10 protein-coding genes and 2 riboswitches are annotated in these 13392 nt (G+C 50.7%); of the genes, 3 read left to right on the top strand and 7 right to left on the bottom strand.

Going from position 1 to position 13392, the window contains the following annotated elements; all coding sequences use genetic code 11:
• Positions 1-62 precede the first annotated feature (62 nt).
• Positions 63-1034 (bottom strand): NAD(+) synthase, encoded by a 972-nt coding sequence (gene nadE, locus GPICK_RS08990; protein WP_039745564.1) that lies wholly within the window; start codon positions 1032-1034, stop codon positions 63-65.
• A gap of 99 nt (positions 1035-1133) precedes the next feature.
• The gene (gene asnB, locus GPICK_RS08995; protein WP_052263370.1) at positions 1134-3119 is read right to left on the bottom strand and encodes an asparagine synthase (glutamine-hydrolyzing); all 1986 of its coding nucleotides are present in this window, start codon (positions 3117-3119) and stop codon (positions 1134-1136) included.
• Between the two features lie 233 nt (positions 3120-3352).
• Positions 3353-3429: riboswitch (cyclic di-GMP riboswitch) on the top strand.
• Positions 3430-3623: 194 nt separating this feature from the next.
• A riboswitch (cyclic di-GMP riboswitch) is annotated at positions 3624-3719 on the top strand.
• Positions 3720-3851: 132 nt separating this feature from the next.
• Here asnB (GPICK_RS08995) and GPICK_RS09000 point away from each other — a divergent pair.
• From GPICK_RS09000 to GPICK_RS17345, 3 genes are all read left to right on the top strand, one after another.
• On the top strand, positions 3852-5249 hold the full coding sequence (locus GPICK_RS09000; RefSeq protein ID WP_052263371.1) for an Ig-like domain-containing protein: 1398 nt from the start codon (positions 3852-3854) through the stop codon (positions 5247-5249).
• A 47-nt stretch (positions 5250-5296) separates the two neighbouring features.
• Positions 5297-6457 (top strand): hypothetical protein, encoded by a 1161-nt coding sequence (locus GPICK_RS17340; protein WP_144400073.1) that lies wholly within the window; start codon positions 5297-5299, stop codon positions 6455-6457.
• A 208-nt stretch (positions 6458-6665) separates the two neighbouring features.
• Positions 6666-7358 (top strand): hypothetical protein, encoded by a 693-nt coding sequence (locus GPICK_RS17345; RefSeq protein WP_144400074.1) that lies wholly within the window; start codon positions 6666-6668, stop codon positions 7356-7358.
• Here the strand turns inward: GPICK_RS17345 and GPICK_RS17350 are convergent.
• The 5 genes from GPICK_RS17350 to GPICK_RS09025 are packed head-to-tail and all read right to left on the bottom strand — an operon-like array spanning position 7355 to position 13363.
• Positions 7355-8440 (bottom strand): hypothetical protein, encoded by a 1086-nt coding sequence (locus GPICK_RS17350; protein ID WP_144400075.1) that lies wholly within the window; start codon positions 8438-8440, stop codon positions 7355-7357. The genes GPICK_RS17345 and GPICK_RS17350 overlap by 4 nt on opposite strands.
• 29 nt (positions 8441-8469) lie before the next feature.
• Positions 8470-9396: a glycosyltransferase family 2 protein gene (locus GPICK_RS17010; RefSeq protein ID WP_158414167.1), complete on the bottom strand. Its 927-nt coding sequence runs from the start codon at positions 9394-9396 to the stop codon at positions 8470-8472.
• Positions 9393-10544 carry a glycosyltransferase family 4 protein gene (locus GPICK_RS17015; RefSeq protein ID WP_236685514.1) on the bottom strand — a complete coding sequence of 384 codons (1152 nt, stop codon included), beginning with the start codon at positions 10542-10544 and terminating at the stop codon, positions 9393-9395. The genes GPICK_RS17010 and GPICK_RS17015 overlap by 4 nt, the downstream gene beginning before the upstream one ends.
• 16 nt (positions 10545-10560) lie before the next feature.
• A complete protein-coding gene (gene asnB, locus GPICK_RS09020; RefSeq protein WP_039742409.1) occupies positions 10561-12426 on the bottom strand; it encodes an asparagine synthase (glutamine-hydrolyzing) in 1866 nt (621 codons plus the stop codon).
• A 58-nt stretch (positions 12427-12484) separates the two neighbouring features.
• Positions 12485-13363: a glycosyltransferase gene (locus GPICK_RS09025; RefSeq protein ID WP_039742411.1), complete on the bottom strand. Its 879-nt coding sequence runs from the start codon at positions 13361-13363 to the stop codon at positions 12485-12487.
• Between the last annotated feature and the right edge of the window lie 29 nt (positions 13364-13392).

Consider the following 13392-nt stretch of genomic DNA (forward strand, 5'->3'; position numbering starts at 1 on the left):
GCCCCCTTTCCCCCCTGTCGATGGGAGACGGTACTGCGATCCGTCGGCAGTTGTCCCTGCATTCACGCCAGCTCGGTTACCTCCTCCACCAGAAGCGTCGGCAGGTGGAGATACCTGGTCGTTGCCCGCTTGGTTGCGATATCGTCGTAGACCCGCCGCACATGATCAGGAGTCATGCCGGCCGCGGCAGCCACTGCTTCGGGAGAAATTCCGTTGTTCCTGCCGTAGAGGCAAAGATCCATCTTCTCGTAGCCGACAGAGAAGTAGAATTCATCCTGCCCCTGTTCCAGCGAGTAGGTATCGGTCGTCGGCCGGCGCCGCCGGATCTCCTCGGGAATCCCGAGATATTCGGCAAGCTGGTACACCTGGCTCTTGTACAAGTGGGCGATCGGCTTGAGATCGGCACTGCCGTCTCCCTGTTTCACGAAGAACCCCTGATCGTACTCCAGGCGGTTGGGGGTCCCCGCCACCGCGTAATGGAGGCGGTCGGCATGGTAGTATTCCAGCGTTTTCCTGACCCTCTGCTTGAAGTTGCTGGCTGCGACGATTTCCAGATAAGGGCCCAGCGGAAGCCGAACCCGGACTTCGCTCTCGTCGGGACTGCGTGCTACCAGAGAAAAAAGCGTATAGCCTTCCCCGCTGGAAGCCACGATCTTCGACCGCCATCCGGCACCGTACGCCGGGATTACCCTCTGGACGGCGCTGTCGTACCGGCGATAGAAACCAATCGCCTCAAGCACGCCGGTGATATCCTCATGTTCGGTACCGATACCGAGACACTCTGCCACGTCGCCACTCAGTCGGAGGGTTTCCTCGGCCGAGTGGCGCTCCGGCATCAGCAGGCCGAGAACCCGCTCCTTCCCAAGTGCTCTGGCGGTGAGCGCCGCCGTGACGCTGCTGTCGATCCCTCCCGAAAGACCAACCACCACCCCCCGCCGCTTGAGCCGATGTGCGAGATCACGGCGCACGGAAGCGCAGATCCGTTCGGTTTCATTCTCCGCATTGATCCGCAGGACTTCGGGTAAAAATTCCATCTCCCCCTCCACGTCTCGTATCCTGTTGACTCGTATCGCGATGGGTTGATTCCTGTTCGTAATACCGGCCCGTTTATCCGCTGACGGTGCCACACCTCCCTAGCTTTGACGGCAGATGAAACGGTCGGGGCGCCTCGGGGAGCGCGCATCTCCGCGAGCACCTGCGATGAACCGGTCGTGGAGAAGCTGCGTGGAGAGGATTCCCACCAGTGCCATGTTCTGCCATTCATTGGGGATGACATCCCCTCCCCGTCTGAACTTCGTAACGAGATGCCCCACCCGCTCGGGATTGAAGTAGCCGTGTTTCCGTATCGAATGTTCCGACAGCAGATCCGCGACGTAGTCGTCCCTGGCTCCACCGGCGAAGAAGACCTCCCGGATCGGCGCCCGATACGGCTGTTTCGGACGCTGAGCAATCTGTGGCGGGATGATGGTACCGAACGCCCGCTTCAGGATCGCCTTTTCGTTCAGTCCGCTGATTTTCCAGTGGGAGGGAAGAGCAAAGGCAAACTCGACGAGCCGATAGTCCAGAAACGGGTGACGCTGTTCTATTGAGTGCGCCATCCCCACCCGGTCCCCCTGGGACGACAGGAGGTAGTTGGCCAGGAATACCTCCATTTCCAGGTATTGCGCCCGACCGAGGAGATCGGTCCTGAAAAAGGTCTCGGGAAGCCGCTTGACCAGCTCTTCGCACGGATCATGCCCCTCGCCCGCGGCACGGAAATCATCGGAAAAAAACAGTAGATTCCGGCGCCCGTTCTCCCACCGGATTCGGTGAGAGAAAAACGGATCGCCCAGATCCTCGGGCCTGACGGCAAAAAACTGCTGCAAAAACGCCCTCCCGCGAGTCGGATTGGTGAAGATGTAGGGATAGAGGCGCTCCAGCAGTCGCGGCCGCAGCCGGGAACCCGGTTGGCGCCCCCAGAACCCCCGGACCTTGGCTTCCTTGAAGATGTTGTACCCGCCGAAGATCTCGTCGGCCCCCTCGCCCGTGAGAACGACCTTGAACCCCTCGCTTCTCACCAGCCCCGCCAGCAGCAGCAACGGTGCAGGTGAGGTTCGCAGCAATGGCGTTTCGCAGTGGTAGATGACATCGGGAAAACAGACACGTATCGCATCATTGGATACGGCGAGCTTTCGGTGTCCCGCCCCCAGATACGACGCAAGTTCAGACTGGTACTGGCTTTCATCGTAGGGGCGCTCCTGAAAGCCTATGGAAAAAGTCTTCAGCGCATTGTTAAAATTGCGCACGACCAGTGACGTCAGGATCGACGAATCGAGGCCGCCGCTCAGATAGGCGCCGACGGGGACATCGGCTCGCAACCTGATCTTCACGGCATCGGTCAGAAGCCCGCGCAACTCTTCGAGGGCCTCCCCGTGCGACATCGCGGGCAGCGCATCACACTTGGCAAGAGGCACGTGCCAATAGCGTCTCATCGTGACAGCGTCGTCCCTGACTACCATATAATGACCGGCCGGCAACTCTAGGACACCTGTGAAGATGGTGCGGGGCGCAAGCGTCGACCAGAGCGTGAAAACCTGGCTGAGCGCGACGGGGTCGATCCTGCGGGGAACTGCGGGGTCAATGAAAAGCGCTTTGATTTCGGAAGCAAACAGGAGCGAAGTACCGGTGCGGGTGTAGTAGAGCGGCCGAATTCCGACGCGATCGCGGGCAATGAACAGTTCCTGCTTAACCGTGTCCCAGATGGCAAAGGAAAACTGGCCGTTTATCCTCTCCAGGAGCGCCGGCCCCATCTCCTCATACAGATGGAGCAGCACCTCGGTATCGGTATCGGTGGCAAAACGATGATTATTCTCAAGAAGCTCCTGCCTGAGCTCCAGATAATTAAAAATTTCTCCATTATAGGTAATCCAGAGTGTTCCATCTTCATTGCAGAGGGGCTGGTCTCCCCCCTTGATCCCGATGATGCTGAGACGCGCATGGCCAAGACCCACCTGATCGTCGAGATACAGGCCGGTTGCGTCCGGTCCCCGGTGGCCGAGGACAGAGATCATCCGCACCAGAATTTCCACCGATGGTGGGGTCCCTGAGGACATATCATAGACGCCCGCAATGCCGCACATAAGGATCCGATCAATTGGCGAATTGTTTGCAAGTAATTTTAATACAAGTGCTGGTATTGTCAGTATCACATGCAAAATTTTTTCAAGTTCTGAGAAAATTCCTTCACCAACACACTCTCACTATTCACTCTCGCAATCCTTCGTCGTATTTGTGTCTGGGAAAAAAATCTTGACATATATCTATGAATTCCATATACCTACCAACCGACATAGTCAGATTACCGAAAGGTGATAGACGATAATACTAAACCATCCGCGAGGATGGGACGGAAAGCCTACAGGGTCTCACCGAGACAGCCGGGTCGCCGAAATATCCCTTAATTGGATTAACGGCCCCGGCTTTTTTGCGTCCTGAGAACGAGCGACGGACGCCTGTCGGGACCCGACCAAAAGGCACGCGTTAACAGCACCTTAAAAAACTAATTAGAGAAACGGACATTTTTGTGACCCATATCACACACAACTTTGAGCAATAGGCGGATAAGTTAAATAAAAAAAGCCTTGTTTCCGAAGAGGTAAACCCAGGGTAACCTGGGGGCACAAAGCCACGGGTCCTGTCATTCATCCTAGGAATATGATCAGGATAGCCGGGTTGGCGAGAAACAGCTTCCTCCTGCAGTCCATTCGGATTGCGGCGGACTGTTTCTTTTTTTTTGGCCGAATGCGCAAATTCTCCGTAATTACCCCCTGTGGATCCTGCTTCCGCTCACGGGGCGTTCAGAGGTGTAAACAATGAAAACCAGATCGCTGCAAACTTTCGTAATCCTCGGGATCTTGGCCCTGGGATCGTCGACTGCCTGTTACGCCAAGGACGTCTCCCTTGCCTGGGACACAAGCACCAACCCCAATGTCACCGGCTACAAAATTTACTACCAGGCCGACTCCGCAACGGCTCCCCTTCTCGGCACGGGAGCGGTACAGGGGGCATCTCCCATCAGTGTCGGGAAAATCACTTCGACTGCCATCACTGGCCTCGATTCCAGCAAGACTCACTACTTTGCCGTAACGGCAGTTGACACGGCGGGGAAAGAAAGCCCCTATTCAAACGAGGTCATTGCCCCCGAAACTATCCCACCCACCGTTTCCGTTACCGCACCAGCGGCAAGTGCCACCGTAACCGGCACGGTAAATCTGACGGCCAACGCAACGGACAATGTCGGCGTCAGCAAGGTTGAATTCTACATTGACAACACCCTGGTCGGCAGTGACTCGGCATCGCCCTATACCATCAGCTATGCCACCACGTCCCTGACGAACGGTGCACATACCCTGATCGCAAAAGCATATGATGCCGCCGGCAACGTCGGCACCTCGGCCTCGGTATCGATTACGGTATTCAACGACACTACCCCGCCGACCGTCTCCGTCGCCTCACCAGTTGCCGGGAGCACGGTGGGAGGCACCGTCACCGCCACGGTGAACGCCACGGACAACGTTGGAGTAAGCTCGGTTTCATTCTTCGTTGATGGCGCACTTCAAGGCACCGACACTAGCGCGCCCTACACCTTCACCTGGAATACCGCCAGTGCAACCAACGGTGCCCATACCTTGACAGCCATGGCATACGATGCCGCCGGAAACTCGGCTCAATCCACGGCGGTGCAGATCACGGTCTTCAACGACACCATCGCTCCGACCGTTGCCATCACGGCACCCGCAAGCAGCTCAACGGTCACCGGCTCCGTGAAGGTAACGGCCACGGCAACCGACAACGTCGGGGTCAGCAAAGTCGAGTTCTACATCAATGGCGCCCTCAGGGCGTCCGCCATCGCCTCGCCGTACACCTACACCTGGGACACCACGAAAGAAGTCAACGGCACCAGCGCGGTCATGGTCAAAGCCTATGATGCGGCAGGCAACGTTAGTTCACAATCGGCTTCCGTCACCGTGAGCAACGTGAAGATCGCAAGAAAAAAGGGTGATGTGAATAACGACGGAGTGGTCAATGTCGCCGACGCGATCATGCTTCTCAAGCAGGTAACCTCGGGTGCTCCGCTGACTACGGACATGGCAACGTACGGCGATGTCGCACCGCTGGACTCGACCGGCAAACCGGTTGGGGATGGGAAGGTGGATATATCTGATGTGATTCTGGTGTTGAGGTACGCCGTTGGACTCGTCAGCTGGTAGTCGTCACCTCGCTCACTGAGTCACAGAAAAAAGTAAGGGAGTACATCATGTTTTCCAAAAAATCAGCAACACTGCTCGCAATTTCAACACTGCTCAGCGTAAGCAACGTTTACGCGGCGCCCAATATCGGCACCGTCACCGGGTCCTTGGCCACTGGCGGCATCGTCCAAATCACGGGGAGTGGATTTGGCAGCACCGGTCCCAATATTGACCTCTTTGACGAGTTCTCGGGCAACTCCACCAGCAAGGCCGGTGATGTTGTATCGCTAACGGCATCCGATGCGGGATCGTGGTCCTCCTATGGTACATATCAACCTACTTACGATACTAATTTTCATAGTCCTCCATTCTCAATGAGAACATTTGCTAACGACAGAATGCAGCAACTCCAAAAAAATGTGAATTCTACTACAGAAGCATTTATATCATACTGGATTAGTCTACCTCAAGGTTCAACTTTTCCTGGATCTACAGTTATAGGGAGTTATCCAGCCAGTGGGGCTAGTTACTGGAAACTTGCATGGATAATGGATGGACCAACCGGTTATCAAAGTGGCGGTACTGGTGATGATATTTGTCTGCCAACATACCCTGACAATACCTATTGGCGGTTAATGGGAAATAATACACCATTGAACTTTCCAGTTGGTCGTAGGGATACCGACGATTGGTTCACTTTCAACGGTTGGATGCGTCTCTCTGTTTGGCTCAAAGGAGGAGCTATTCCTACTGTCGACCCTGGCTCAATTTGGTTTCAAGCACTTACTGAAGGGAATAGACTGAAAGAGTACACAGGCAATGCTGTATTGTTCAATGGCGGAAGTAATGGGATCGCCCAATGGACGCGGATAAACTTCCCTGGCTGGTACGGCGGTACAACTGCAACCAATGTTAACTTACGTCCAGTCTATGATGACATATATGTTGCCACCGGACCGGGCGCTGTGGCTCGGGTGGAAATTGGCGACGCCCCGGATTATGCAAGCTGCAAAAATCTGGCTTTACTCCTCCCTAAAAGCTGGAGTGATGGTTCAATATCTGCAGAAGTTCACACTGGCTCATTCGTGGCAAATGCCCAAGCATATGTCTATGTATTTGACGCAAATAACGTCCATAACACAGTAGGGTTCCCTGTCTCACTCAGTGGGCAATCAACTTCAACGGTGTTTTCTCCTCCCCAAAACCTGAGAGTTATCAGCAGCAAATAATTGGCACCTCTCCCTCATCAACAAAAAACCCCGCCTTTTAGAGCGGGGTTTTTTGTTACCTTGGATAACAAAATTATTAACACTTTGTCGGATTATTTAACAACATCAACCCTGGCACTTACAATAACATTTGAAATTGCAAGAAAAATTACAGGGAACAGTTCATGCACAGTTTGCAAATGTTGATTATTGTTTGAGGAGGTGGGTTATGCACAGCATACTGTTATCTGTCATCTCTGCAATACTTCTAACGTTATCTGTGGCAGCTATCGAGTCATCATATGCTTTGCCACTCCCGACATACACCGAAAAAAATTTTACAGGCAATGTTTTGGGAATTCCTGTCAAAGGCAGTGCCAGCTTCAAGTTATTATATCAACTAAACGATCCAACTGGTTATTATCTGTATCTAACCAATACGATATGGGAGGTCAGCATAAAATCGTATGACAACAAATTTTCGACATCAATCGCGATGCAAAACAGTCTGACCTTCGACCCTGGATACAGATCACACCCTTACGACATAACATCCTTCAACTGGAGTGGGTATTGGGAATACTGGGAATGCTGGGGCAATCAAACCGTGGACCAGCTTACTGGTTACCACACTAATTGGACCGGCAGAGCATGGCCCTCAGGTCAGGCATGGAACCTGTTAACCAATCAGAACTATTTACCGACCAATATACTGATAGATTGTTACTTTGATTCTGGATATGATTTCAATTATTTGGGAGATGCCAAGTTTGATTTTTATGACAAAACCGCCCCAGTCCCAGAACCTGGGACTTTGTCAATGGTAAGCTATTGCATCCTGTTTTCAGTTTTTGCCTATTCCAGGAAACGGGTAAATTACGTACACATATTAAAACATCTATATCGCAAAACAACTACTTAGTTTTCTATAGCAAACCCTTTGGCGTTGTGGTTGCCATTGGAATCAAAAATATATAAAAATAAACGTCGCCCACGGGCAAAAGAGCCGAGGTGCACCTGTGCGGATATAGAATCGTTGCTCCATTTTTGAGGAATCTGCAACGCGAGATTCTTGCATTCTGTGTACTCTTGAGCATCCCCGATCTCCACTCTCGCGGCCGCGCCGTCGTCGGTTGCGACATAGATGTCGTCATAAACCACCAGCGTCTTGTCGGAATCGATTCTAAGCCAGCCCGGGAAATTTATGCGATCCCAATGGGGAGACTCATCAAAAATTCGAGTGTTTTTTCTCAATAACGGAAATTTGTTAACGGAATACTCATGCATACCGACTGTTTCGACCAATGCCTGAAAGTATATAGTTCCCTTATCCTCAAGTGGGTCTCCCCCAGCTTTTAACCAGGCAGAGATCCTGATCCATTTGTCGAACTCGAACCATTGCCCACCCCTGCGCCCACCGACATGAACCGTCGGGAAAGCGCCAGAATTGCCCGTGAGGCCCCAGTGGTAACCGTCCATCCATGTTGGCAGACAGACGTCATTTCTTCCCTTGTACCCCTGATCTCCATTCATCAGCCAGGACATTTTCCAACTGGAGGCATAGGGAATTTTAAACGGTTCCTTTTCTCCCGGGAACACATATCCCGCCGGAATCTTCACCCAATAAGAGACAAATATTTCGGTGGTGGGTGCAAAATTCAATCTGAACTGCTGCATGCCGCGCTTATTTACCACCTGCATTGAGGAGGGAGGGCTGTGGAAATATTCGGAATAAGTTGGCCTATTTTCGTTGCCATAGCCTGACCACTTACCGATGATGGGCGCATCCAACGGAATTATTGTGCCGCTACCATCATTTCTGTTGAATTCGTCAAAAATTGCAATTCGAGGCCCTGACATCCCGAAGTTGCTTCCCTTTACCTTTACGACATTTCCATTATCTAATTTTCCTGATACCGAATAAACTTCAGGAACAGTGGCAGCCTGCACAGTACAAGCGTACAGACAATACCCAATTATCATATGATAAACACGAAAACTCATTGAGCATAGCTCCGCTAACTATAACTATTTCATATCTTAATATTTTTTCTAAATAATCTAACTTTAACCAATTCAAAAAAATTAATTCTATTCTTTTCTATATCCTTTATTGCTTTTAAAGCACTGCTTGTAAGAACGTTACGCTCCCTTATGGCGGATCCCAGTCCTAGTATCGCGTCAACTACACCTTTGACCCAATACTTAACATATCCGTCTCTAATTGAATATATGAGCATTGGCAATACGCCCAAAAAAATTTTCTTCAGTCCATACCAAAAAGGATAATTACGCACACTTAACCAGACAACGTTTCGAGTGTCATAGTAATATCTTCTCCATGTTGCCCTTCCTATATCTGAATGGAAATGTTTTACTACTATATTTGGCGAATAAATAATACTGTAACCTTTATTAATAACTCTGCAGGCGAGATCTGGACCTTCGTGACTGATAAAAAAACTTTCAGGGTATAAACCAACTTCATTCAATACTGATTTGCGAATTGCAACTGCTCCTTCAGATATTTCGTTGGTATTAAAACTGATATCTGAGTACTTCATTTTATCATAATGATGACACCAGTTCATTATTTCATTGCTATAAGGATCAATTACTTTAAAACATACACCTGCAAGATTATTTCTACAAAATTCCCGCTCTAACACGGTCAAGTCTTCATCTGATATGCCCAAAATATCGTCATCAAGACATATCACAATCTCTCCACTTGCCATCGCAATTCCGCGATTGCGTCCGACCGCACCAGCATTATTATCCAATCTCAAGTACTTAACATTGCCATAATCTGAAGTTATCCTGACTTGCAAATCTACTTCAGAATTATTATCAACTACAATAATTTCAACGTCATGTGCGCTAATACGGCCCAAATGCTTCAGCAAATTGTTTAAGTTGTCACTTCTATTGAAATATAATATTACTATCGAAAACTTCAACGTATCATCACTTCCTGGTATAATTTATAAATATTGTTGTACATCTTAACCATATCAAACCTGCTCACTGCCTCTGGCACATATGATTCTGATAAATGCTTAGTATTGGTAATAATTTCTTCCTTTATTGCCTGAGCCAAAGCACTTGCATTAGCCATATCCACCATTTTTGCCGGTGTGCCATCCAGCACCTCTCTCAACCCAAGGCAGTTGGTTCCAATGAGCGGTACCCCGCAGACCAATGTTTCCATTGCGACAAGAGGACACGCTTCCCAAAGTGAAGGCATTACCACCACATCCACACCATTGATTGCAGCAGAAATATCGGGAGTGAACGGCATAAAACGGAAATAATCGCTTAGACCTTTCCGCATTATTACTTCCGTTTCTTCTCGAATATACCCACCACCACCAAATGCGAGCACTACCGGAATCTTATTCAGGCCACCATGGCGGTGGAGTATCTCCATGGCATCGACCAAATACGCGAACCCCTTGGGAGACATGAACCTCCCAAAGAATCCTATAAAATAAGAATCCTCTCCCAAATCGAGCTCTTCGCTAAAATCTCTTCGATCTGATTTGGTAAATCTTTTAACATCAATACCATTAGGTATGATCACACATTTGCTCATGCTTTTCTTTAGCTTGGGGAAATGCTCTAAAAGGTTATTATGAGCATCTGCACTTACTGAATGTATCTTGCTTGCTGAGAATAACGTTGCATTAGCAATCATTTTTGAAATAATGCCCTTTTTTCCTACAAACTGTTTATTATTAGTTATATCGTGCAACGTAATAACATGTGGCAATGATTTTACGTATGCTGGAAATGCAGCACTTATTGCTGCAGTAAATCCTTGCGAATGGACTATGTCATAATTATTTGATAGTATCAATTTTGCAATTTTAATAAAAAATTTTGTCTGATTTGGTTTTTTTTCTGTCCCACAGTATATCAGATCTATATCATTCAAATCCTTAAGCAAAACCTTCATTTCATCTAGTTCTGGAGCTATAATAGTAAATTGCCAATTATTAACATCGAAATTTCTCAGCAAGTAATTTAAAAAGTTTCTGATTCCACCGACCGGCCAGCGAACAACTATCAATATCTTTTTTTTGTTCACCCGTTTGTCGGTGCTCATATTGTAGGTAGTATTGTCAGGCATCGATAAATTTCCTGTACCACATTTCCAATACCATCAATGTCCAGATGATATAGCTATGATCTCGTCTTCCCTGGCGATGCTCGTTTACCACGCGCTTCAAATAGTCACCGTTGAAGTTGCCCCTTTTCAGCGCCCGCTCTCCCAAAACAAGCTCGTGACTCATCTCGCGCCAATCCCGGTTGATCCATGTGGCAACCGGCATGGCGAACCCCATCTTGGGGCGGTCGATGAGCTCTTCCGGCAAGAACTTTCGGGCCAGCTTTTTCAGCAGATACTTGGTCGTCCTTCCGTTTATCTTGAAGTGCGACGGAATGGTGGCCGCGTATTCGACCAGGCGGTGGTCGAGCAGCGGCGCCCGCGCCTCCAGCGACACGAGCATGCTGGTACGGTCAACCTTGGTGAGAATGTCTCCGGGCAGATACGTCATGGTATCGATGTATTGACGCCGGGTTACGGAATCACAGGCTGAAGCCTCTTTCAGATATGCCTGGACCGCAGATGAAGGGTCGCCGCCGGCGGCTTCCTCTCTTAAATCCCGGCTGAAAACCTGCCCATGCAGCCAGGAAATTCCTTTGCTCCCCTTGTAGATATAGCGCTCGTCGGCATCCAGGGAGAGATAGCGCAACGTGTTGATACCGGGGAACCATTCCGGGAGCAGGCGCGGGAGATTGCCGAGGACCATGCGTCGGGCAAAAGCCGGGATATGATCCGTGTATCCGCTCAGCGTACTGTCGAGATAGCGGTCGTAGCCGCCAAAGATCTCGTCGCCGCCGTCCCCTGACAGGATGACGGTCACATGGCGCCGGGCAAGCCGCGACACGTAATAGGTCGGAATGGCTGAGGAGTCCGCAAACGGTTCATCGAAGAGCTCGATCAGTCGCGGAATGACCTCTTCCGCATCAGGCCGGACAATCTCCTCATGGTGGTCGGTGCCGTACCGTTGCGCCACCAGACGCGCATACGGAAGTTCGTTGTACTTTTGCTCATCAAAGCCGATGGAAAACGTTTTGACCGGTTCCGCCATCTGTCGTGCCATCATCGCCACGACCAGACTTGAATCGATGCCACCGCTCAGAAATGCACCGAGGGGCACCTCACTCATCAGTCGGATCTTGATCGCTTCCGACAGCAACTCTTCGGTTTCCCGAAGAAAGTCCTCCTCCGACTTGCTGAAATCCGGCTGAAACCGAAGCTGCCAGTACCGCCGGAGAGAGATTGTGCCGTTGTGCCACGTGAGGGTATGACCGGGGGGGAGCTTTTCTATCCCCTTGAACAGCGTATCGGGATCGGGCGAGTAGCCATAGGCGAGATAATTTACAATGCCGGGGCGGTGGACTTCGGCCGTCACCTCAGGATGCTGGAGGATCGACTTGATCTCTGAGCCGAATATGAGCTTGTCACTGTCGGCAAGATAATGAAGCGGTTTCTTCCCTACCCTGTCCCGCGCCAGAAACAATTTTCTCTGGGCACAATCCCAAATGGCGAACGCGAACATCCCCCGCAGATGCTGGACGCACTCTTCACCGAATTCTTCATAGGCATACAGAATCGATTCGGTATCGGAGCTGGTGCGGAATCGATAACCCCGCTTCTCGAGATCGCTCCGCAGTTCGAGATAGTTGTAGATTTCACCATTGAAAACGATCCAGACAGTCCTGCGTTCGTTGGACATGGGCTGGCTGCCGCCCGCAAGATCGATAATCCGCAGACGCTTCATCCCGATGCCGACAGACCCGTCACACCACATCCCCCATTCGTCCGGGCCCCGGTGATGGATAACCTCGCACATCCGCTCCACCAGCGCGGCATCAACCGGACGCCCGGAATTGCTGTATGTAATGCCTGCTATTCCACACATACTCTCTGTCCCTGAAAGTGCTAATGGGGTCCCGATACCGCTTCACGCCCTCGAAGTGCTAATGGGGTCCCGATACCGCTTCACGCCCTCGAATTACTCGTGCCGACCGTGATGGATCAAGCATGCCCGCCCGGATGAAATGATAAACGGCCCGGAAGTATGCACGCTGTTCGAGATAACATTGCCCGAGGCGAAAGTTCAGAACTGCCAATCTCCGCTTGAGCGTCCTTGCCGGATAGGGGTAACGGCGACGGGCCGCATCGAGAATCCGGAAGCCGTTCTGCCAGCGCTCCAACGCCTTTGTACTGCTGATACTGGCGTCATGGCGCCTGTAGAACCAGAGCACCTCGTCAAGATAACCGACCGTCGCAACTTCGGTTATGCGGATGACCATATCGTGGTCCTGTGCCGTTCGCAAATGTTCGTCAAAGAAACCTGCTCTCTCGAACACGGCACGCCTGACGAGCGCGTTGGACGGCAAATTAACGCAGCAGTTTTCCAAGACATCGGCGGGACCTGACGGGGGTTGATGATCCCTCTTGTAGATGAAATACAGTTCCTTGCCATCGGCATCGATGGCTTTCCCATTGCTGTAAACTAGGCCGACATCCTGATGGCACTCCAGAAATCGCATCTGCTTTTCAATCTTTTCCGGCGCAAACAAGTCATCACTGTCCAGAATGGCGATGTATTCGCCCGTCGCGTGGCGGAGGCCAAGATTTATGGCGGCGGACTGCCCACGGTTAACCCTGCCGGGGTGTTCAAGAAGCCTGATGCGTGAACCGTATGACTCCAGAATCGAACGGGAACCGTCGGTGCATCCATCATCGACCACAATCAGTTCGACCATCGGCCAGGTCTGACACAGGACACTATTGATAGCTAGAGCAAGATATCGTTCTCTATTATAACATGGCATTATTACCGTTATTAACATACTCAACCCTATAATTATTAAATATAAAC

The sequence above is a fragment of the Geobacter pickeringii genome, from assembly GCF_000817955.1.
Lineage (GTDB): Bacteria > Desulfobacterota > Desulfuromonadia > Geobacterales > Geobacteraceae > Geobacter > Geobacter pickeringii.